20 protein-coding genes are annotated in these 21603 nt (G+C 71.1%); 11 read left to right on the forward strand and 9 right to left on the reverse strand.

Features of this window, described 5'->3' with window-relative positions; translation table 11 throughout:
- A partial coding sequence (locus VJR25_RS07080) for a VOC family protein (RefSeq protein WP_324113981.1) occupies positions 1 to 795 on the reverse strand: 795 nt, incomplete at its 3' end.
- A 125-nt stretch (positions 796 to 920) separates the two neighbouring features.
- On the opposite strand from VJR25_RS07080, the gene VJR25_RS07085 reads away from it, so the two are divergent.
- From VJR25_RS07085 to VJR25_RS07110, 6 genes are all read left to right on the forward strand, one after another.
- Complete coding sequence (locus tag VJR25_RS07085) at positions 921 to 1835, forward strand: LysR family transcriptional regulator (protein WP_324113983.1); 915 nt, start codon at positions 921 to 923, stop codon at positions 1833 to 1835.
- Between the two features lie 97 nt (positions 1836 to 1932).
- Complete coding sequence (locus VJR25_RS07090; protein WP_324113984.1) at positions 1933 to 3063, forward strand: FAD-dependent oxidoreductase; 1131 nt, start codon at positions 1933 to 1935, stop codon at positions 3061 to 3063.
- Positions 3060 to 3650, forward strand: a complete 591-nt coding sequence (locus VJR25_RS07095) for a cupin domain-containing protein (RefSeq protein ID WP_324113986.1) — start codon at positions 3060 to 3062, stop codon at positions 3648 to 3650. The genes VJR25_RS07090 and VJR25_RS07095 overlap by 4 nt, the downstream gene beginning before the upstream one ends.
- Positions 3647 to 4444 carry an SDR family oxidoreductase gene (locus VJR25_RS07100; RefSeq protein WP_324113988.1) on the forward strand — a complete coding sequence of 266 codons (798 nt, stop codon included), beginning with the start codon at positions 3647 to 3649 and terminating at the stop codon, positions 4442 to 4444. The genes VJR25_RS07095 and VJR25_RS07100 overlap by 4 nt, the downstream gene beginning before the upstream one ends.
- A 176-nt stretch (positions 4445 to 4620) precedes the next feature.
- Positions 4621 to 5808: an alpha/beta fold hydrolase gene (locus tag VJR25_RS07105; RefSeq protein WP_324113990.1), complete on the forward strand. Its 1188-nt coding sequence runs from the start codon at positions 4621 to 4623 to the stop codon at positions 5806 to 5808.
- The gene (locus VJR25_RS07110) at positions 5805 to 6773 is read left to right on the forward strand and encodes a fumarylacetoacetate hydrolase family protein (protein WP_324113992.1); all 969 of its coding nucleotides are present in this window, start codon (positions 5805 to 5807) and stop codon (positions 6771 to 6773) included. Before VJR25_RS07105 ends, VJR25_RS07110 begins: the two co-directional genes overlap by 4 nt.
- Here the strand turns inward: VJR25_RS07110 and VJR25_RS07115 are convergent.
- The 7 genes from VJR25_RS07115 to VJR25_RS07145 form a co-directional block, all read right to left on the reverse strand.
- Positions 6718 to 8709, reverse strand: coding sequence for a heavy metal translocating P-type ATPase (locus VJR25_RS07115; RefSeq protein WP_324113994.1), 1992 nt, complete (start codon positions 8707 to 8709; stop codon positions 6718 to 6720). The two genes, VJR25_RS07110 and VJR25_RS07115, sit on opposite strands and share 56 nt — an antisense overlap.
- Before the next feature lie 2 nt (positions 8710 to 8711).
- Complete coding sequence (locus VJR25_RS07120) at positions 8712 to 9380, reverse strand: BON domain-containing protein (RefSeq protein ID WP_324113997.1); 669 nt, start codon at positions 9378 to 9380, stop codon at positions 8712 to 8714.
- Between the two features lie 17 nt (positions 9381 to 9397).
- A complete protein-coding gene (locus VJR25_RS07125) occupies positions 9398 to 10060 on the reverse strand; it encodes a BON domain-containing protein (RefSeq protein WP_324113999.1) in 663 nt (220 codons plus the stop codon).
- 100 nt (positions 10061 to 10160) lie between these two features.
- Positions 10161 to 10829 (reverse strand): BON domain-containing protein, encoded by a 669-nt coding sequence (locus tag VJR25_RS07130; protein WP_324114001.1) that lies wholly within the window; start codon positions 10827 to 10829, stop codon positions 10161 to 10163.
- 67 nt (positions 10830 to 10896) lie between these two features.
- On the reverse strand, positions 10897 to 11571 hold the full coding sequence (locus tag VJR25_RS07135; RefSeq protein ID WP_324114003.1) for a DUF1254 domain-containing protein: 675 nt from the start codon (positions 11569 to 11571) through the stop codon (positions 10897 to 10899).
- 1 nt (position 11572) lies between these two features.
- Entirely contained in the window at positions 11573 to 12175 is a 603-nt protein-coding gene (locus VJR25_RS07140; RefSeq protein WP_324114005.1) for a DUF1214 domain-containing protein, read from the reverse strand.
- A 50-nt stretch (positions 12176 to 12225) separates the two neighbouring features.
- Positions 12226 to 12867 carry a response regulator transcription factor gene (locus VJR25_RS07145; protein ID WP_324114007.1) on the reverse strand — a complete coding sequence of 214 codons (642 nt, stop codon included), beginning with the start codon at positions 12865 to 12867 and terminating at the stop codon, positions 12226 to 12228.
- A gap of 157 nt (positions 12868 to 13024) precedes the next feature.
- Between VJR25_RS07145 and VJR25_RS07150 the strand changes: the two genes are divergently transcribed.
- The 4 genes from VJR25_RS07150 (at position 13025) to mgtA (ending at position 19152) form a co-directional block, all read left to right on the forward strand.
- The gene (locus tag VJR25_RS07150) at positions 13025 to 15526 is read left to right on the forward strand and encodes a phosphoketolase family protein (protein ID WP_324114009.1); all 2502 of its coding nucleotides are present in this window, start codon (positions 13025 to 13027) and stop codon (positions 15524 to 15526) included.
- Positions 15519 to 15959 (forward strand): pyridoxamine 5'-phosphate oxidase family protein, encoded by a 441-nt coding sequence (locus VJR25_RS07155; RefSeq protein ID WP_324114011.1) that lies wholly within the window; start codon positions 15519 to 15521, stop codon positions 15957 to 15959. Before VJR25_RS07150 ends, VJR25_RS07155 begins: the two co-directional genes overlap by 8 nt.
- Positions 15956 to 16468 (forward strand): universal stress protein, encoded by a 513-nt coding sequence (locus VJR25_RS07160; RefSeq protein WP_324114013.1) that lies wholly within the window; start codon positions 15956 to 15958, stop codon positions 16466 to 16468. The genes VJR25_RS07155 and VJR25_RS07160 overlap by 4 nt, the downstream gene beginning before the upstream one ends.
- 77 nt (positions 16469 to 16545) lie before the next feature.
- Entirely contained in the window at positions 16546 to 19152 is a 2607-nt protein-coding gene (gene mgtA, locus VJR25_RS07165; RefSeq protein WP_324114016.1) for a magnesium-translocating P-type ATPase, read from the forward strand.
- Here mgtA and VJR25_RS07170 read toward each other — a convergent pair.
- Positions 19138 to 20538: an MBL fold metallo-hydrolase gene (locus tag VJR25_RS07170; protein WP_324114018.1), complete on the reverse strand. Its 1401-nt coding sequence runs from the start codon at positions 20536 to 20538 to the stop codon at positions 19138 to 19140. The two genes, mgtA and VJR25_RS07170, sit on opposite strands and share 15 nt — an antisense overlap.
- A gap of 224 nt (positions 20539 to 20762) precedes the next feature.
- Here VJR25_RS07170 and VJR25_RS07175 point away from each other — a divergent pair, with 224 nt between their 5' ends.
- On the forward strand, positions 20763 to 21398 hold the full coding sequence (locus VJR25_RS07175) for a universal stress protein (RefSeq protein WP_324114020.1): 636 nt from the start codon (positions 20763 to 20765) through the stop codon (positions 21396 to 21398).
- Positions 21399 to 21603 lie beyond the last annotated feature (205 nt).

Consider the following 21603-nt stretch of genomic DNA (forward strand, 5'->3'; position numbering starts at 1 on the left):
TACACTCTTTTCAACACGTTCGCCTACTTCCTCGATCCCGCCGGCAACACGATCGAGGAAGTAGGCGAACGTGTTGTCTCCGGCGTTGTGCCGACCGGGACCCCAGATCATGCGGGCGCCGGCGCGCAGGATCTTGCCCGCCCCGCGCATCCACTCCTCGATGCCGCGCATCTCGAACGAGAGGTGGTGCAGCGAGTGGTGCGGTCCCATCGCGATCGCGATGGAGTGGTGCGTGGCGTTGCAGCGCATGAAGTGCATCATCTCGGTGCCGTCCGGGCGTACGAGCGAGTCGGAGATCGTGAAGTCGAGGTGGTCGACGTACCACTGCGCGGTGCGGTTCAGGTCGGGGGAGTTGAACACCATGTGCGAGAGCTTGGCGGGCACCGGCTCGCGCTCGCGGATCTTGCGGGGCGTGCGCGTCTGGTATCCGGTCGAGAACTCCAGCACCCGCCCGTCGCCGTCGAAGACCCGGAACCCGTAGCCGCCGCTGTAGCCGGTGAGCTCCTGCGGCTCGTGCACGAACTGCACGTCCTCGGCGTGCAGCTTGTCGGCGAGCGCGTGGATGTCGGCGCGGCTGCGCACGGCGAAGCCGGCGAGGTCGATGCGCTTCTCTCCCTCGCGCAGGCGCAGGATGAACGGCTCCGCGGACCCCTCGGCGGCGAGGTGGCTCAGACCGGCTTCGGCGTGCACCTCGGTCAGCCCCCAGTGCGTCACGAAGAAGTCGCGCTCCACGGCGTACTCCGGCACGGCGAGGGCGGCGTATCGCAGGTGCGAGACGAGGCGGTCGGTCATCATCGGCCTTCTTTCATCGGGGCGCCCCGCGGTGCGGCCGGGATGACGGTCGGCTGCGCGTGGCGACTCCCCGAGAGTAGGCGCGGGCCGTCTGCCGGGGCCATGCGGCCGCCGGATACCATGCATCTGTGGTGGCTGGCGAGACGGATCTGAACCTCATGGTCGCGCTGCGCGCGCTGCTCGAGGAGGCCAACGTCACACGTGCCGGCGCGCGGATCGGTCTCGGGCAGTCCACGATGTCGACGGCGCTGGCCCGGCTGCGCACGGTGTTCCACGACGAGCTGCTGGTGCGCGTCGGCCGCGATTTCGAGCTGACGCCGCTGGCCCGGCAGATCCTTCCCCAGGTGCAGCTGACCCTGCCGCTGGTGGCGCAGGCCCTCGGGCAGGAGTCGTTCGACCCGGGCACCAGCACGCGCACCTTCACCTTCCAGATCACCGACTTCGGCGTCCTCGAGATGGGCCCGCTGTTCGATCTGGCGCAGGCCGAGGCGCCCGGCGTGCGCTTCGACTTCCTGCGGCTGCCGACCGAGCCGACCGATGCCGAGCACGACCTGCTCGCGCACGACTTCGTGGTGGCGGCTCCCGGCATCGGGATCGAGGTGGACAGCGTCGAGGTGTTCCGCGACGAGTACGTCGTCATCGCCGACCGCGCCAACCCCGTGGTGGCCGGCGGCGGGATCTCGCTCGCGGACTTCACCGCGAGCCCGTTCATCCGCACCGACTTCGGCCGCGCGCACATGACACCCGCCGAGAGGCGCATGCACGAGCTGCGCATCTTCCCGCACGTGCGCGTCACGACCTCGACGCTGCTGTCGATCCCGCTCATCGTGGGCGGGACCGACCTCGTCGGCGTGGTGCCGCGCCGGCTGGTGGAGCGCAACGCGGAGGTCACCGGCACGGTCGCCGTGCCGACGCCGTTCCCGGTCACCGAGCTCATCCAGCGGCTGTGGTGGCATCCTGCGCACACGCACGACGGCGCACATGCCTGGTTGCGGCAGGTCGTGGCCCGCTGGACGGATGCCCGCTCTGCCGAAGCCCGATGACAGGCATCGAGCCGCGCGCATACGGAAGCGCGCTGTCTGCATCTAACGTCGATCCTGGAGACGCGCCTCATCCGGCGCATCGAGATCGGAGACGAAGATGTCTGTTCGCAACGTGCTCGTCGTCGGCGGCGGATTCACCGGGCTGACCGCCGCCATCGCGCTCGCGCAGCGGGACGTGCGGGTCACGCTCGTGGACAAGGCGCCCGCGTGGGCGCGCGTCGGACACGGGCTCACGATCCAGGGCAACGCCCTGCGCGCCTTCAAGGACCTCGGCGTCATCGACGAGGTGCTGGCCAAGAGCTACCCCGAGGACGACGGCATCACCCTCTTCTTCGCGGACGGCCGGGTGATGGCCCCCATGCACACGCCGCGCACCGGCGGCGACGACCTGCCGCCGACGATCGGCGCGCTGCGCCCGGACCTGCACGAGATCCTCGTGGCGAAAGCCGAATCGCTCGGCGTCGAGATCCGCCTCGGACTCGAGATGACCTCGTTCGAGAACAACGACGACGACACCGCCACGTCGGTGCTCTCCGACGGGACCACCGAGACGTGGGACCTCATCATCGTCGCCGAGGGCATCAAGTCGCAGACCCGCCCGAAGCTCGGCATCACCGAGGACCGCGCCCCGTCGGGTCTCGGCATCTGGCGCGCGGTCACCTCCCGCACGCCCGGGATGAAGGGCGGCATGGCGTTCCCCTTCACCGGCGACGGCGCCCTCAAGGTGGGGTACACGCCCGTCAGCGAGGACCAGTGCTACATCTTCGTGCTGTGCCGCCCGGAGCGGCCGGACAACGGGCTGCCGGACTGGCAGGAGGTCACGCGCCTGATGGCCGACTTCCACGGCGAGTTCGACTACCTGCGCGACTCCATCGACGAGTCGACGTTCCTGAACTTCCAGCAGATCGAGTGGATCTTCGTCGACGCCCCGTGGCACCGCGGCCGCGTGCTGCTGCTCGGCGAGGCCGTGCACGCCGTGCCGCCGCTGATCGCCCAGGGCGCCGCCATGTGCATCGAGGATGCCGTCGTGCTCGCCGAGCTGATCACGCCGGAGGGTGATCTCGAGCAGCAGCTCGCCGCGTTCTACGCCCGTCGCCTGCCCCGCATCAAGGGCGTGGTGGACGCCTCACTGCAGCTGGCGGAGTGGGAGACCCACCCCGGCACGCCCGACGCCGACCCCGGCCGGGTGATGGGACAGGCCCTCGCCGCGCTGGTGGCGGCCCCGTGACCGCAGCCCCCGTGTCCGGGCGCGCCCACGGGTTCCGGGTCCCGCGCCGGATCGTCACCGGGCACGATGCGGCCGGGGTCTCGGTGGTGGTCGGCGACGGGCCGGTGCCGGTGAGCCGCGAGCTCCCGGACGACGGCGTCGCCTTCCACGAGGTGTGGGTCACCGCGCAGTCGCCCGCCGTCATCGGCGCCGGGGCGGAGGACCCGACTGCCGGCGCCCTCACCGTGCCCCCGCCCGCGCACGGCACCCGCATCCGCGTCAACGAGTTCCTGCCCGGGCATCTCGACGAGCACGGCCGGCAGTCGCCGGTGCATCGCACCGAGTCCGTGGACTACGGCATCGTGCTCGAGGGTGAGATCACCCTGATCCTGGACGACAGCGAGGTGGTCGCCCGCGCCGGCGACATCGTCGTGCAGCGCGGCACCGATCACGCCTGGGCGAACCGCACGGATGCCGTCGCCCGGGTCGCGTTCGTGCTCGTCGGCGGTGAGTTCGGCCCCGACGTGCTCGAGGTGCTCCCTGCCGACGTCCGCGGCGGGCTCATGCGGCACGGACCCCGGGAGCAGGATGCCGGGGGAGCGGCATGAGCGGGATCGGGCTTCCCGGCATCGCCCGGGAGCTGTTCGTCGTCACCGGCGCCGCCGGCGGCCAGGGCGCCCTGGAGGCGCTGCGGCTCGCCGGGCACGGCGCCGAGGTGATCGCCGTGGACGTCGGCGATGACGCACCGGAGTTGAGGGATGCCGCAGCCGGTCTGCCCGGGACGATCGCGTACCGCCGTCTCGATGTCACCGACGAGGACGACTGGCGCTCTCTCGCGCGTGCCCTTGACGGACGGCGAGTGAAGGGCCTCGTCAACAATGCCGGGGTCACCCACCGCGTGCGCATCGGCGCCGTCGAGCGGGACGACTGGGATCGTGTGCTCGCCGTCAACGTGACGGGGGCCATGCTGGGCATCCAGGCGCTGCTGCCGCTCATGGCAGCGGGGTCGTCGATCGTCAACATCGGCTCGGCGGCCGGACTCACCGGCCACTACACCGCCGCGTACACCACCAGCAAGTGGGCGCTGCGCGGTCTCACCCACGCGTGCGTGACCGAGCTCGGGCCGCGCGGCATCCGCGTCAACATCGTGCACCCCGGCTACATCCGCACCGAGATGACGGCCACTGCACCGCCGGAGTTCCGCGACGCGAACCTCGCGATCGCGCCCCTGCACCGGGCGGGCGAGCCGGTCGAGGTCGCGGACGTCGTCGTGTTCCTGCTGTCGGATGCCGCATCCTTCGTCACCGGCGCCGAGGTCGGCGTCGACGGCGGGCAGGTCCTGTCCGGCGTGTCCACCGTCCTGTCCGACGCCGTCCGCCCGCGGGCCCCGTCCGCCGGGTGAGCGAGCGCAGCGAGACGAAACGCATCCGCCTTCCCGCTCGTTGAGCGAGCGCAGCGAGACGAAACGCATCCGCCTTCCCGCTCGTTAAGCGAGCGCAGCGAGACGAAACGCATCCGCCTTCCCGCTCGTTGAGCGAGCGCAGCGAGACGAAACGCATCCACCCCGAAGGAGTCCCCATGTACATGTACTTCCCCACCAACTACGTCTGGAGCATGTCGGTCGTCGCCACGCTCAACAACGGCGGACTCATCGATGACGTCGACAAGGCATCCCGGCCGGTGCTGGAGGCGTCCGAGCACGGCGACGACGTCGGCACCGAGTTGCTGTACGGCTCGTGGCAGGCGGTCGCCGACCGCATCCTCGCCTCCGCGAAGGAGGATGAGGACCGCGGCTGGCGGCGTGGCGCCGCCGAGAAGTACTACCGGGCGGCGCTCTACACCTCGCAGGCCGAGCGCTTGCAGTCGCCGAAGTGGGAGGGACGCAAGGCCGCCTACCGCAAGTCGATCGACCTGCTGCTGGCGCACGTCGAGCTCGGCGACGTGCCGCTGACCGTCGTCGACGTCCCGTACCAGGGCGACGACGCTCCCGAGGGATCCGCGCTGCCGGGCTACTTCTTCCGTGCGCCGGGGGCGGGGCCGCACCCGCTCGTCGTGATGTGGAACGGCCTGGACTCCACCAAGGAGATGATGTACACCTCCGGCTTCCCGCAGCAGCTGGCGGAGTACGGGATCTCGACGCTCATGGTCGACACGCCCGGATCCGGGGAGGCGCTGCGCATGCGCGACCTGCGTGCCCGCTACGACACCGAGGTGTGGGCGGCATCCATCCTCGACTGGGTCGAGCAGAATGCCGTCGGACTGGACGTCGACCCGGGCAAGGTGGGGCTCGTCGGCTGGTCGCTCGGCGGCTACTACGTGCCGCGCGCGACCGCCTTCGAGAAGCGCATCGCCCTCGCCGTGGCATGGGGCGCGAACTACGACTGGGCCGCCGTGCAGGAGGCCCGCCGCCGCCGTGAGGGCGAGAACCCGGTGCCGCACTACTGGGACCACGTGCACTGGGTGTTCGGGGCCGCGGATGCCGCCGACTTCCTCGCGAAGACGAAGGACATGCGCCTCGAGGGCATCGTGGAGAACATCACCGTGCCGTTCCTGGTCACACACGGCATCGGCGACCGGCAGATCCCCGTCGAGTACGCCCACAAGGAGTACCAGGCCGCGGTCAATTCGCCCAAGCGGGAACTGCGGATCTTCACCCAGGAGGAGGGCGGCGCCGAGCACATCGGCCTCGACAACATGCCCTACGTCTCCCAGTGGACCGCCGACTGGGTCGCGGAGACCTTCGCCGAGCTGGGGGCGGAGTCATGAGGATCGCACGCTGGGACGACGCCGGGACCGTCGGCGAAGGATTCGTCATCGACGACCGGGTGGTGCCCTTCCCCGGAGGCCTGACGGTCGCGCAGGTGCTCGCTCTGGGACTTCACACCGCGAAGTGGCTGTCCGATCGGGTGACCGACCACGGTGTCCCGCTCGCCGACGTGCGGCTGCTCGCACCGCTGGTGCCCGCGGCGATCCGCGACTTCGTCGCGTTCGAGGAGCACGTGGAGGGGGTCAGCGCCGGAGTCGAGGGCAAGAGCGACGTGGCCGCGGAGTGGTACGAGGCCCCGACGTTCTACTTCACCAATCCGCACACGATCCTCGGACCCGGCGAGCCGGTCGCCCCGCCGGTCACCGAGCGCCTCGACTTCGAACTCGAGGTCGCAGTGGTCGTCGGTGCGGCGCCGGGTGTGGGGGAGTCGAACCTGACCGCTGACGAGGCTGCATCCGTCGTGTTCGGCTACACGGTCATGAACGACTGGTCGGCGCGCGACCTGCAGGGCCGCGAGATGAAGGTGCGTCTCGGGCCCGCCAAGGGCAAGGACTTCGGGATGAGCCTCGGGCCGTGGATCGTCACCGCCGATGAGTTAGAGCCGTATCTGGATGCCGACGGGTTCCTCGCCGTGCGGGCCGAGGCCTACATCAACGACGGGCTGATCGGCGAGGACCTCGTGTCGAACATGGGCTGGCCGCTGCCGGAGCTCGTGGCGTACGCGTCCCGCAACTCCCGCGTGGTGCCCGGCGATGTGCTCGGATCGGGGACCGTCGGCAACGGCGGATGCCTCGGCGAGTTGTGGGGCCGCAACGGCGCGTTGACGCCGCCGCCGCTGACCGAGGGGGACGTCGTGCGGCTCGTGGTCGAGGGGATCGGAGAGCTCAGTGCGGAGGTCGGGCCGGCCGTCACCGGTCCGCCGCTGCCGCGCGCCCGAGTGCGTTCCCGCGCCCGGCGCCGCTGACGGCCGAGCCGAATCCCGGGATCGGATTCGCACGCCCGGAGGTGAGCGCGCGGAGCGCGTACAGGATCGTCGCCAGATCGACGAGTTCCTGGATGAGCGCGCCTGCCACGGCGGGGATGAGACCCGTCATCGCGACGAGCATCAGTCCGATGCTGAGCGTGATGCCGATCCAGATGGCCGTGAGCGCGATCCGGACGGTGCGGCGTCCGATGGCGATCGCGTCGACGAGCGGGCGGAGCGAGTCGACGAGGATGACGACGTCGGCGGCGTCTCCCGCGGCGGTCGCGCCGCGGGCTCCCATCGCGATTCCGATGTCGGATGCTGCGAGCACGGGCGCGTCGTTGACGCCGTCACCCACCATCATGAGCGGACGGGGACGCAGCGCGGCGGCGAGATGGACCTTCTCGCCGGGCAGGAGCTCCGGCTGGACCTCGCTGATGCCGACGACGGCGCCGATCGACTCGGCCGTCGGACGTGCATCGCCGGTGAGCATGACGATGCGCTCCACCCCGTGGTCCCGCAGCCATGACACCACCGCTGCGGACTCGGGTCGCGGGGCGTCGGCGAGGACGAGGGCGCCGGCGAATCTCTTGTCGACGGCGACGTAGGCGGCGGCCTGCCCCGGCGCGAGCTCGACGCGGCGCAGTTCCGGCGCGAGCATGGCGACGTACGCGGGCTTGCCGACCGCGACCGCACGGCCCTCGACCGTCGCGGTGACGCCGTTGGTGGCGATCTCCCCGGCATCCTCGGAGCGGCCGAGGATCAGGCCGCGATCCATCGCCGCCTGCCGGATCCCGGCGGCGAGCGTGTGCGAGGAGTACTGTTCCGCGGATGCTGCGAGCCGCAGCACCTCGTCGGCCTGGAAGCCGCGCTCCGGGCGGATCTCGATGAGCACGGGCGCGCCGCGGGTCAGGGTCCCGGTCTTGTCGAACGCCGCGACCCGCACGCGGGCGAGTTGTTCGATGACCGCCCCGCCCTTCATGATCACGCCGTCCTTCGCCGCCCGGGACAGTCCGCCGAGGAAGGCGACGGGTGCTGCGATCAGCAGCGGGCACGGCGTGGCGAGCACGAGGACCTCGGCCAGACGCACGGGATCCCCGGAGAGCATCCAAGCGATCCCGGCGAGCACGACCGATACCAGGGTGAACGGGATCGCGAAGCGGTCCGCCAACCGCACGACGGGTGCCCGGGACTGCTCGGCGGCGTGCACGAGGGCGACGATCTGCTGGAACTGGCTGTCGGTGCTGCGGCGCACAGCGCGGATCCGCACCGCCCGCTCGCCGTTGACGGACCCGGACAGCACCTCGTCGCCGGCCGTGCGTTCCACGGGCAGGCTCTCCCCGGTCAGCGAGGATTCGTCGAACGAGGCGTCGCCGGTCAGCAGCGCGCCGTCGACGGGCACGACCTCGGATGGCCGCACCAGCAGGACGTCCCCGATGACGACGTCCTCGACGGGGACGTCGACGACCGCCTCCGAGTGCATGTCGCCGGGGTGCAGCACGACATGTGCGGTCCGCGGGGAGCGATCGAGCAGAGCACGCAGGTCCCGCTTCGCGCGGTGCGCGGCGAACTCCTCGAGGGCTTCCCCGCCGGAGAGCATCAGCACGATGATGAGCGCTGCGATGTCCTCGCCGACCGCGAGGGTCGCGACCATCGCCATCACCGCGAGGATGTCGAGGCCGACGTGCCCGCGGATCACGTCGCGGACCATTCGCGCCACGGTCCAGACCACGACGGCCGCGACCCAGACGAGCGTCGCCCAGCGGGAGAAGCTGTGCTGTCCGGCGGCGTCGAGCGTCAGGGCGGCGGCGAGCACGAGCGCCGTGACCACGATCACCAGCCGCGTCCACAGGAGCCGCGCCGCCTGCGTCCTCCTCGCCCCTTCGATCGGCTGCGGCCTGATCGCCCGCCGGTCGGCGGCACGTGACTGGATCATCCTCACGCGTCGACGAGGATGCGGTTGTCGACGTCGGTGACGTGCGGGGACGACCAGGCGGCGCTGCCCGCGCGGCGACGATCCGCCCACGAACCCACTGTGCCCGTGAGCGTGACCCGGGTGCCGTCGACCACGACGTGGACGTTCGCCGGGTCGATGCCGGCATCGCGTGCGAGCGCGGCGGCGACGCGTTCTCCGGTGTCGGGTGCCGCGGGTCGCGGCTTCAGCGTGATCGCGTTGCTGATGGAGTGGACGCCTCGCAGGTACTGGATCGCCTGGCGCGCGGCTGCGCGCTCGTACTCCCAATCGACCTCGCCGGTGAGCGTCACGTGGTGCTTGCGCACGGCGGCTTTGACTGTCTCGGGGACGATGGTCGTCGATCTCAGGGCATGGTCGACCTCGTGTGCGATCTCGGCCTCGCTGACCGGCCACGAGGCGTCCTTCGCCGCGACCGTGAGATCGTCGACGAGCGTCCGCACGCCGCGCACCCGCAGAGCCACCTCGGTCGCTGCTACCGCTTCGGCGTACGTCGGCACCTCGCCGGACAGCGTCACGGCCCCGTCGACCACGGAGACGCCGATGCCGGCGACTGCGACCTCGGGGCACCATTCCAGTGCGTCGCGGACCCGCAGTTGGACGTCGAGGTCCCGGTCCGCCGTCTTGTCGCTCATGTCAGTTCCTTCCTGCGTCAGACGATGTAGATGCGATTGTCGACGTCGGTGACGTGCGGCGAGGACCAGGCGGCGTCGGCCGCCTGCAGGCGCTCCGCCCACGAGCGCACCCGGCCCGTGAGGGTCACCCTGGTCCCGTCCACGGCGACCTGGATGGTGTCCGCGTCGATCTGGGCGTTGCGGGTGAGCGCATCGGCGATCCGCTGCCGCGTGTCGGACGCCGACGCGCGCTCCTTGAGGGTCATCCGGTCGTTGATCGTCGAGACGCCGCGCAGGAATTGGACGGCGCGCCGGGCGGCCTGCCGCTGGCACTCCCAGTCGACCTCGCCCGTCAGCGTGACGTCATGTCCGTGGACTTCGGCCTGCACGCTCTGCGGCACGGTGGTCGCGCTGCGCAGCGCGCGGTCGACCTGCTGCGCCGTATCGACCTCGCCCGGCGACCAGGTCGCACCCCTGGTCTCGACCGCGAGGTCGTCGACGATCGCCCGCACTCCGCGCACGCGCAGCGCCGCCTTCTTGGCGGCGAGCCGCTCCGCGTACGAGCCGACCTCGCCGGAGAGGGTGATCGTGCCGTCGTCGACCGCGACCCCGATCGCCGCGGCGTCGACATCGGGCGTCCATTCGAGTTCCGCCCGGACCTCCGCCAGCACTTCGAGGTCCGCGTCTGTCGCGATCGTCATCTGCGTTCCTTTCGACCGTGCACCCGTGCACGAGAGCCACTGTCGCGACGATCGGCGTCCCGGGACGGGTCTTAGGTCCCGTGGCTTCGGCGGACCGTGCTCACGCCGTCACCGCGATGCGATTGTCGACCTCCGTGATGTGCGGCGACGACCACGTGATGGTGCTCGCCATCCGGCGCTGCGCCCAGGACTTCACCGTCCCGGTGAGCGTCGCCCGCGTGCCGTCGACCACCACGTCGACGGTGTCGGGGCCGACGCCGTCGTAGCGGGCGAGGGCCTCCCGGATCCGCTGTTCGGCATCGGCGGCGGGCGGGCGCGGTCGCAGCGTGATCCCGTTGCTGATCGATTGGACTCCACGCAGGCTCTCGATGGCGTGCACGGCCGCCTGACGTTCGAAGTCCCACGTGACCTCGCCCATGAGCATCACGTTGTGTTCGTGCACCGCGGCCGTCACCGTCTCGGGGATGTTGTCCGCGTGCGTGAGGGCGCGGTCCACCGCCCGCGCGAGCTGGGTCTCGCCGACGTGCGCGGACGCGCCGCCCGGGTCCACCGTCAGCTCGTCGACGAGCGTGCGAACGCCCCGCACCCGCAGCGCCGCCTTCTTCGCGGCGACCTTCTGCGGGTAGGTGGAGACGGTGCCCGACAGGGTGACCGCTCCATCGACGACGGACACGCCGATGTCGGCGGCATCCACGTCGGGCGTCCATCCGAGCTCGTCCCGGACCAGGGATTGGACCTCGAGATCGTGGTCTGCGGGTGCGGTGGGCATGGTCGTTCCTTCCGTGCGACGCTGGACGACCACCACTGTCCTCCGATCCGCGACCCGTGCCGGGGTCTTAGGTCCCGCGGCGGTCGACGCCCTCCGGCGGTGCGAGCCGGATCTGACGGGCGAGCCCGTAGGCGACGGACCGGTCATCCTCTCCGGTGCAGAAGACGCGCCCGATGATCAGTGCCCGCCCGTGCGGAAGGGTGATCGGTGTCGTCCCGCGGGCCGGCGCGTCGGTGCGGCGGTGATCGCAGACGAGGAAGGCGCCCGCGCCCGTTCCGGTCGTCCGCTTGCCGACGTACGCGACATCGGCGCCGGTGACCGGGTCGGTGAACTGGATGCTGTAGTAGCGGCCGTTCATGTCGGGCACGTGCAGCACCTGCGGGCCCTTCGTCACGTCGACCCATCCGGCGAGGTACACCAGGTCATCGGCGCCCGTGGCCAGGAGGCCACCGGCCGAGGCAGAGCGGGAGGGGCGCTCCGGCGCCGCGGAGAGCATGTTGACGCCGACGGGCCCGTCGCCGAGCCCGCGCCGCAGGATGGCGCGCTTGAATCCGCCGACCGTGATCCGCGGCCAGAAGCCGATGAGCACGATGACGCCTGCGATCCAGACGATCGCGGCCGCCACCGCGAGGGGGACGACCGCCTCGACGCCGCGGGTGAGCCGCTGCGCGATCACCCACACGAAGACCAGCAGGATGACGGCGGTGATCGGATAGCCGTACTTCAGGATGAGACGGTTCATGTCAGGCGACCTGGATGACGGGCGGGGGCGAGTAGCTTCCGTCGGTGATGGCGGGGCCGGGGAGATACGCCCGGAGCATGAGCGTGAATCTGCCGCGCGGGGTGGGGAGCCAGTTCTGCCGTGGGCCGTCCGGCGCCTGAGCTTGCAGCAGGATGTCGACCGACCCGTCCGGGTTCGTCACGAGCCCGGAGTGGCCGTCCACGCTGGAGCGGCCCTCGGCGCCCGGCACCATGTACCCCACGACGTCGGTCGCCGTGAGCGACCAGAAGGCTCCGGTGGGCGGAAGGCCGCCCGCCGGGAAGTGCATGCGATATGCGTGCGCGCCGGTCAGCCGGTTGCGGGCGGCATCCGCCTGCGCGGTCCAGTACGCGGCCTCCTCGAGGACGTTCACGACCGGGAGGGCCTTCTGCAGGGCGGCGCGCACGACCACGCCGGTGCCGGGCCGGCCGGCCTCGGGGAACGACCGCCAGCCGTCGGCCGTCCGTGAATGCCTTCGCGCGACGGCATCCAGCGCCAGGAGCGTCGTGAGGAACGCCAGAGTGCCCCCGATGATCACGCCCTGCACCACGCCGGAACCCGCCAGCCATGTGAGGAATCCCGTCATGGTCAAGAACCTACGCCCCGCGGCCGCGCCGTGGAGGATGCCGGATCCCCTCAGCCGGAGGTGTCTCGAGTCCGCTCGATCTCGAAGACGGCTGCCTGGGTGCGATGCTCCATCCCCAGCTTGCTCAGCAGTGCCGACACGTAGTTCTTCACCGTCTTCTCGGCCAGGGACAGGCGTTCGCCGATCTGGCGGTTCGTGAGCCCGTCCGCGATCAGGGCGAGGATCTGGCGCTCGCGGAGCCCGAGCGAGCCGAACCGGGGGTCCTCGGCCGGAGCCGCGCGCAGCTGCTCCGCTGCCCGCCGCGAGGTCTGCGGATTCAGCAGCCGACGACCGCCGGCGACCGCGCGCACGGCAGCGCCGAGGTCGGTGCCGCGCACCGATTTCAGCAGGTAACCGGAAGCATCCGCGATGACGGCGGCGAGCGCCGCGTCGTCGTCGTCGTACGCGGTCAGGATGAGGCAGTGCACGGCGGGATGATCCTGACGGATCCGCCGGCAGACGTCGATGCCGCTTCCGTCGGGCAGCCGTACATCGAGCACCGCGACGTCGGGCAGGGCAGCGGCCACCCGCGCCACCGCCTCGCGGCAGGTCGCGGCCTCCGCCACCACCTCGATGTCGTGCTGCGCCTCCAGCAGGTCGGCCAGACCACGCCGCACGATCTCGTGGTCGTCGACGAGCATCACCCTGATCACGCTGACTCACCTCGCCGATCCGATCACCGCGGACGGGTGACCCGGACCTGAGAGGACTGTACCGAGCGCACAAGCGCGAAGGGCGCTTTCGCGGCCGGTCCATGACCACGGGACCAAAGACCCGAGCCCTGTCGTCCGGGCGAACGAGGATCCTGCCGTGCCCACAACGCAGAACGCCGTGTCCTCCGCCGCCCCGTCCACGCGCACCGACGCGTTCCCCCGCCGAGCCGCCGGTCGCGCGGACGACCGTGCGCTGCGCCGGGTGGATGCCTGGTGGCGGGCCGCGAACTACCTCAGCGTGGGGCAGATCTACCTGCTCGACGATCCGCTGCTGCGGCGGCCGCTGACGCGCGAGGACATCAAGCCCCGCCTGCTGGGCCACTTCGGCACGACGCCTGGACTCAACTTCCTCTACGCGCACCTGAACCGCGTGATCGGCGAGCGCGACCTCGACACGATCTTCGTGACGGGTCCCGGCCACGGCGGACCGGGCATGGTGGCCAATGCGTTCCTCGACGGGACCTACACCGAGGCGTATCCGCACATCGCCCCCGACGAGGAAGGTGTGCGGCGCCTGTTCCGTCAGTTCTCCTTCCCCGGCGGCATCCCGAGTCACGTGGCCCCGGAGACGCCGGGATCCATCCACGAGGGCGGCGAGCTCGGCTATTCGCTCAGCCACGCCTACGGTGCGGCGTTCGACAACCCCGACCTTCTGGTCGCGTGCGTCGTCGGGGACGGCGAAGCCGAGACGGGCGCCGCTGCGACCGGCTGGCACTCCAACAAGTTCCTCGATCCCGTGCACGACGGCGTCGTGCTGCCGATCCTCCACTTGAACGGCTACAAGATCGCGAATCCCACGGTGCTCGCCCGCATCCCCGAGGAGAAGCTGATCGCGCTGTTTCGCGGATACGGCTACCGGCCCTATGTCTTCACGGGCGGTTACGACGGCGAGGATCCGCTCGACGTGCACCGGCGGTTCGCCCTGATGCTCGATGACGTACTGGACGAGATCTCGCGCATCAAGGCGAACGCACGCGCCGGGCGATACGTCTCCCAGAACCCTGAGCTGGCGACGCCGGAGTGGCCGATGATCATCCTGCGCACCCCCAAGGGGTGGACGTGCCCGCACGAGATCGACGGCGTCCAGGTCGAGGGCACATACCGGGCGCATCAGGTCCCGCTGGCGGCTGCGCGCGACACGCCGGAGCACCTGCGCATCCTCGAGGAGTGGATGCGGTCGTACCGCCCGCAGGAGCTCTTCGAGCCGGATGGGCGGCCCGCCGAGTCGATCCGCGAGCTCGCACCGGAGGGCGACCGCCGGATGAGCGCGAACCCGGTCGCGAACGGCGGGATGCTGCGGACCGACCTGTCTCTGCGGGACTTCCGGGACTTCGCCGTCGACGTGCCCGCGCCGGGTGCCACGACGTCTGAGGCGACGCACGTGCTGGGGGAGTGGCTGGCGACGGTGATCGAGGACAACCCGACGACGTTCCGCATCTTCGGCCCGGACGAGACGGCGTCCAACCGGCTCGCCCCGGCCGTGTATGCCGCGACCGACAAGCAGTGGAATGCGGCGATCAGACCCGGCGACGAGCATCTCGCGCGGGCCGGACGTGTCATGGAGATGCTCAGCGAACATCAGTGCGAGGGCTGGCTCGAGGGGTACCTGCTGACCGGCCGCCACGGCTTGTTCGACTGCTACGAAGCGTTCATCCACATCGTGGACTCGATGTTCAACCAGCATGCCAAGTGGCTGAAGGTGGCGCGTGACATCCCCTGGCGGCGCCCCATCTCGAGCCTCAACTACCTGTTGTCCAGTCACGTCTGGCGCCAGGACCACAACGGCTTCAGCCACCAGGATCCGGGCTTCATCGACCATGTCGTGAACAAGAGCGCCGACGTGGTGCGCGTCTACCTCCCGTTCGATGCGAACACGCTCCTGTCGACGTACGACCACTGCCTGCGCTCGGTCGATTACGTCAACGTCGTGGTCGCGGGCAAGCAGCCCGCCCCGAACTGGCTCGCGATGGACGAGGCGGTGCTGCACTGCACGCGGGGCCTCGGCATCCTCGATTGGGCCGGAACGGAGGTCGACGGACAGGCGCCGGACGTCGTGCTCGCCGCCGCGGGGGACATCCCGACCCTCGAGGTGCTCGCGGCCGCGCAGATCCTGCGCGACAGGATTCCCGATCTCAAAGTCCGCGTCGTCAACGTCGTCGACCTGATGCGGCTGCAGTCCGAGAGCGAGCACCCGCACGGTCTGCCCGACGAGGAGTTCGACGCCGTCTTCACGGCCGACCGGCCGATCGTCTTCGCCTACCACGGCTACCCGTGGCTGATCCACCGGCTGACGTACCGCCGCCACGGACACGAGAACATCCATGCGCACGGCTACCGGGAGAACGGCACCACGACGACCCCGTTCGACATGGTCATGCTCAACGATCTCGACCGGTACGCGCTGGTCGTCGACGTCATCGATCGCGTCCCGGGGCTCTCCGAGCGGTGCTCGGGGCTGCGACAGGACATGCAGGATGCGCGCGTGCGTGCGCGGGCGTACACCCGGGCGCACGGCGAGGACATCCCCGAGGTCGCCCACTGGACGTGGCGGCGAGAAGCCATGACGGAGCACACGGAGCAGGGAGCACATCATGAGTGAGAACGAGGTGCAGTCGCTGGGTCGCGACGAGTGCCGGGCGCTGCTGCGGCAGGGCGGCCTCGGACGGATCGCCGCGACGGCGGCCGGGGAGGTCGACATCTTCCCCGTCAACTACGCGTCCGACGGCGACAGCATCCTCATCCGCACGTCTCCGGGGACGAAGCTCCTGGAACTGACGATCCACGCGGATGTCGCCTTCGAGATCGACGGCCACGATTCCGACGACGCATGGAGCGTCATCGCGCACGGGCGGGCCCGGCAGCTGGACACCGCGGACGAGATCGCGCGGGCCGAGGCGGCCGGACTGGTGTCGTGGATGCCGGCGCCCAAGGACCGCTATGTGCAGATCGACATCGGCCGGCTCACCGGGCTCCGGTTCCGGCGTGTCGCGCACCGCTCGATCGACGATGCCCCGCAGGAGGATGCGTCATGAGCACGTCCGAACCGGCGGGCGCCGAGGCCGGCATCCGCCGCGGCAGCCGCATCGTCGTGGGGGTGGACGGGTCGGACACGTCGCTGTCGGCGCTGCGCCGCGGCGCCCGGATCGCCCGTGAACTCGGCTGCCGGCTGGTCGGGATGACCGCGTGGGAGCAGCCGGTGGCCTGGCCCGGCTACTATGGCGGCAGCATCGCGCCGGAAGCCGACGCGCGCGCCGTCCTCGAGGATGCGACCCGTGCCGTGTTCGGCACAGAGTGGCCGACGTGGTACACCGCCGTCACCCGGGAAGGCTGGCCGGCGCACGTGCTGATCTCCGAGTCCGACGGCGCCGAGATGCTGATCGTGGGAAGTCGCGGGCTCGGCGGAGTGGCCGGACTCATCCTCGGCTCCGCGTCGCAGTACTGCGTCGAACATGCGCACTGCCCCGTCCTCGTCGTGCCGGCCGCGGGTCGCACGGCGCACGATCGCAATGCGCACGCCGTCGTGGGGGCGGAGGGCGGGTGAGCGCGCACGGACCTGCGGCATCCGAGCGGATACGACGCGACGGGCGGAGGCCCGGCCGTCCCGCCTCGGACCTCGCGGTGAGCGACGTATGCCGTGCGGCGGCCGAGGACGCATCCGCGGTGCTGGGCCGGCTCGGCTCCGGCCCGGCGGGGATGACCGCCGCCGAGGCCGGTCGGCGCCTCGCCCGGTTCGGGCCGAATGCGATCCGCACGCACCGCGCGCGGCCGCTGCGCGTGCTCCTCCGGCAGCTGCGCAGTCCGATCCTGCTCCTGCTGTTCCTCACCGCCGTCGTGGCGGCCTTCCTCGGCGACAGCACGGATGCCGTGGTCATCGCGGTGATCCTGCTCGTGAGCGTCGGGCTCGGCTTCGTGAACGAGTTCCGCGCGGAACGCGCCGCGGACGCCATGCACGACCGGCTGCGGCACACCGCGATCGTGGTGCGCGACGGCCGGCGGGAGCGCATCGACGTCACCGACCTCGTGCCGGGGGACATCGTGGCGCTGTCGGTCGGAACGGTCGTGCCCGCGGACATCCGGCTGCTCGAGTGCGATGCGCTCGAATGCGACGAGAGCATCCTGACCGGCGAGGCCGCCGCAGCGGAGAAGTCCGTTGCGCCGGTGCGCGCCGGGACGGGTATCGGGGACCTCGCATGCGCCGCCTTCATGGGCACGGTCGTGCACGCCGGCAGCGGATCGGGCGTCGTCGTGGCCACGGCCGCACGCACCGAATTCGGCCGGATCGCCGTGGGCCTTGCCGCCCAGGAGCCGGAGACGGAGTTCCAGCGCGGCCTCGGCCGCTTCTCCACCTTCCTGCTCGTGGTCGCGATGGTGCTGACGTCGGGGATCTTCGCGGTCGCCGTCGTACTCGGCCGGCCGATCGTGGAGTCGCTGCTGTTCTCGCTGGCGATCGCAGTGGGCATCACCCCGCAGCTGCTGCCGGCGGTGGTCAGCACCAGCCTCGCCGCGGGGTCGCGAGCGCTGGCGCGTCGGCGGGTGCTCGTCAAGCGGATGGTCTGCATCGAGGACCTCGGCGACCTGGATCTGCTCGTCACCGACAAGACCGGGACGCTCACCACCGGTCAGATCGTGTTCGAGCGCGCCGTGCCCCTCGGCGGGGATGCTGCCGACCTGTTCCGTCTCGGGCTGCTGGCGTCCGAGGGCGACCTGTCGGGCGGGACCGGCGTCGGCCTGAACGCACTGGATGCCGCGCTGTGGGCGAGCCCGGATGCCGCCGCGGCGGGGACCGCGGCCTTCCACCGGATCGCCACCGTGCCGTTCGACCACCAGCGGCGCATGTCGAGCGCCCTGGTGTCGGCCGCCGGCGAGCCGGCGCTCATCGTGGTGAAGGGGGCCGCCGAGTCGGTCCTCTCGCTGTGCGGCAGCGTCGATGACGCCGCCCGGGCGCTGCTCGACGACCTCTACCGGGGCGGACACCGGGTGGTCGCCGTCGCGGTCCGCGAAGCGCCGGGCGTCGGCCGGCTCACGGCCCGCGACGAGCGCGACCTCGCACTGCGCGGTTTCCTGGTGTTCAGCGACGCCGTCAAGGCTGGCGCGCGCGACTCGCTGCGCCGGCTGGCGGAGCTCGGCATCGATGTGAAGATCGCGACGGGCGACAGCGCCGGCGCCGCCGAGCGCATCTGCGCGGAACTGGAGATGCCCGTGCGGCGCACGCTCACCGGCGAGGAGGTGGACCGGCTGGACGATGTCCGACTCGTCGCGGCGGCTGTCGACGCCACGATCTTCGCCCGCGTCTCGCCCGAGCAGAAGGGACGGATCGTGCGCGCGCTGCGGCGCAAGGGCCGGGCGGTCGGGTTCCTCGGCGACGGCGTGAACGACGCGCTGGCCCTGCACGGGGCCGACATCGGCATCTCCGTCGATTCCGCCGTCGACGTCGCGAAGGACGCCGCAGACGTGCTGCTGCTCGACAAAGATCTCGACGTGCTCGCGGCCGGCGTGACCGAGGGGCGCCGCATCTTCGCGAACACGATCAAGTACGTGATGATGGGCACGTCGAGCAACTTCGGCAACATGTTCAGCGCCTCGGTCGCCTCGATCATCCTGCCCTTCCTGCCGATGCTGCCGGGCCAGATCCTGCTGAACAACCTGCTCTACGACGCCAGCCAGCTGGCGATCCCGACAGACCACGTCGACGCGGAGCAGCTGCGTGCCCCGGCGCACTGGGACATCGGCGCCATCCGGCGCTTCATGCTGCTGTTCGGCCCGATCTCGTCGATCTTCGACTTCGCCACGTTCGGCCTGATGCTGAGCGCGTTCCACGCCGCGGCACCGGAATTCCGGTCAGGATGGTTCATCGAGTCCCTCGCGACGCAGACGCTCATCGTCTTCGCGATCCGCACGCGACGGGTGCCGTTCCCGCGAAGCAGACCCTCATGGGCGCTCGCGGCGTCCGTCGTGGGCGTGGTGGTCGTCGGTGCCTGGCTGCCGTACTCGCCCCTGAACGGGCTCCTCGGCTTCGCGCCGCTGCCCGCCCCGTTCTTCCTCGCGCTGGTGGCGCTGGTGGCCGCCTACCTGCTGCTGGTCGAAGGGGCGAAGCTCTGGTACTTCCGCCGGCTGAGTGCGTCTCCGGTCGCCGCGGTCCGGCAGCGCAGTCGCCGTACGCGGCTGCTGCGCCGCGCCGCGCACTTCATCGAGCGGTCGCCGCGGTCGGTGTCAGGCACGCGCTGATGCCGGAGCCGGCTTTCCCGCCGCGGCCGAGAGCGGCACGGATTGCCGGAACTCGGCGGTGCGCGCCGTCCAGCCGAGCTCCCGGCGGATGCGGATGCGCAGCGACTCGGCCGCGCCCGGCTCGCCGTGGGTGAGGTACACGGACTGGGGCGGGCACGGCGCGGTTCTCATCCAGTCGACGATCTGCGCGGCGTCCGCATGGGCCGAGAGCATCTCGAGACTGTGCACCTGTGCCCGGATCGGGATGTCCTGCCCGAAGATGCGCAGGCTCCGCTCGCCTCTCTGCAGGGCGGCACCGCGCGTACCGGCGGCCTGGAAGCCGGTGAGCACGATCGCGTTGTGCGGGTCGGTGCCGTATGCCGCGATGTGATGCAGCACCCGCCCGCCTTCGAGCATCCCGCTCGCAGAGATGATCACCGCGGGTCCGCCACGCAGGTTCAGCAGCTTCGATTCATCGACGCTGTGCACGAGCGTGGCGAGGCGGTACATGGCCCGGAACTCGTCGGGCCGGAGCCGGTGCTCTTCGGGATGCCGCGCGTAGATCTCGCTCGCGTCCACCGCCATCGGGCTGTTCAGGAAGACGGGCACGTCGGGGATGGCGTCCGCGGCGCGGAGCCGGCTGAGGTGGAGAAGCAGCGTCTCGGCGCGCCCCACGGCGAACGCCGGGAGGATCACGACCCCGCCGCGTCCGCAGACGCGGCGCACGATCGCGCCGAGTTCGCCTGCAGGATCCTCGTGGGGATGGTCGCGGTCGCCGTACGTCGACTCGCACACGAGCAGGTCCGTCTCCTCGAGCGGCCGCGGCGGCAGCATGAGGGCGTCGTCGACGCGGCCGAGATCGCCCGTGAAGTGCAGCCGGCGACCACCGACGGCGATGTGCAGCTGGGCGGCGCCCAGGATGTGGCCGGCGGGCACGAACCGCACGGTGACGTCGCCGATCTGCACAGGGTCGTCGAACGGGTGCGGCGTGAACCGTTGCAGCGCGGTGAGGGCGTCCTGCTCGGTGTAGAGGGGACGGGGCGGTGTGTGCCGCGAGCTGTGGTGGCGCTGGTGGAACGTCGCCTGCTCCTCCTGCAGCCGGCCGGAGTCGGGCAGCACCAGGCCGCTCAGCTCCGTGGTGCCGCGTGTGGCATGGATGCGACCGCGGAAGCCGTCGCGCACCAGCGAGGGAAGGTACCCGGTGTGGTCGAGGTGCGCGTGCGTGATCACCACCGCGTCGATCCCGGCCGGATCGACGGGGAACGGATTCCAGTTCCGCTCGCGCAGCAGCTTGTAGCCCTGGAAGAGGCCGCAGTCGACGAGGACTCTCGTGCTTCCGGAGTCGATCAGGTAGCGGGATCCGGTGACCGTGTCGGTGGCGCCGAGGAAGGTGAGGGTGGCGGACATGACCCCATCGTGCGCGCGCCGGCGACGCGGCCGCGGGACTTTGGTCACGCGGGACCTTCGGCCCTGCTGGGCCGACATGCGCCGCGCAGACTGGAGGAGATCGAGGAGGGCGCATGACGGGTCGATACCTCGTGGCGGACGATGGGACCGCCACGGCCGACCGGGCTCGGGAGTGGGCCCGAGAGCGGTCCGCCCAGGACGCCATGCCTTTCGTGGCGGTCCACGTGACCACATCCCCGGCTGAGGCGGACGACCGGACGGATGCCCGCCGAGGCGGTGCGGACGTCGTCACGCTCGCCGGGCGCGTGCCCGAGGCGCTGGCGGCGTTCGCCGCGCCCGGTGACGTGCTGGTGCTGGGGACCGGGAAGACGGGCTATGTGCACGGCCGGGTGTCCGGCTTCACGAGCGTTCAGATCGCGGGTCGTGCGCCGTCCGCCGTCGCGATCATCCCCGACATCGATCTGCGGTTCCGCTCCGGCGTCGTCGCCGCGGTGGACGAGCCGGAGACGGCGGTGGACATCGCTCGTGCAGCCGCGCGCGAAGCAGCGCGCCGAGGGGAGCCCGTGCAGGTGCTCCACGCGCGCGACCCGCGGCGGTCGCCCGACGGTGCGGCGGCGGTGCGGCTCGCCGAAGAGGCGATCCGGCGCGAATGGCCGCGGCTCACCGTGCGCACGAGGGTCGCCGTGCAGCCGGCGCCCGATGCACTGCTGGATGCAGCCCGATCGGCATCCCTGCTCGTGCTCGGGCGCGGTGCGGGCGACGCGGGACCGCGGGACGGGTCGCAACTCGGTCGGGTGACCCTCGCGGTGCTGTTGAACGCGAACGCACCGGTCCTCATGGTCCGCGGTGTCACGTCGTGATCACGAGGGACCCGCCGACGCGGCCCGCGCGGAGGTCCCGCTGGTGGTGGCCGGGGATGATCCGGACGTCCAGGCCCTCACCGGCGTTCCCGCCAGGTCGACCGCCGATGCCGCACGGCGGCGTGCGGCAACTCGCTCGTGACGCCCTCCATCACCAGGACGAGCGCAAGCTGCGCGGCACCGGTGGCGAAGTAGAGGACCTGCA

It is taken from the genome of Microbacterium sp., from assembly GCF_035277845.1.
Classification (GTDB): Bacteria; Actinomycetota; Actinomycetes; order Actinomycetales; family Microbacteriaceae; genus Microbacterium.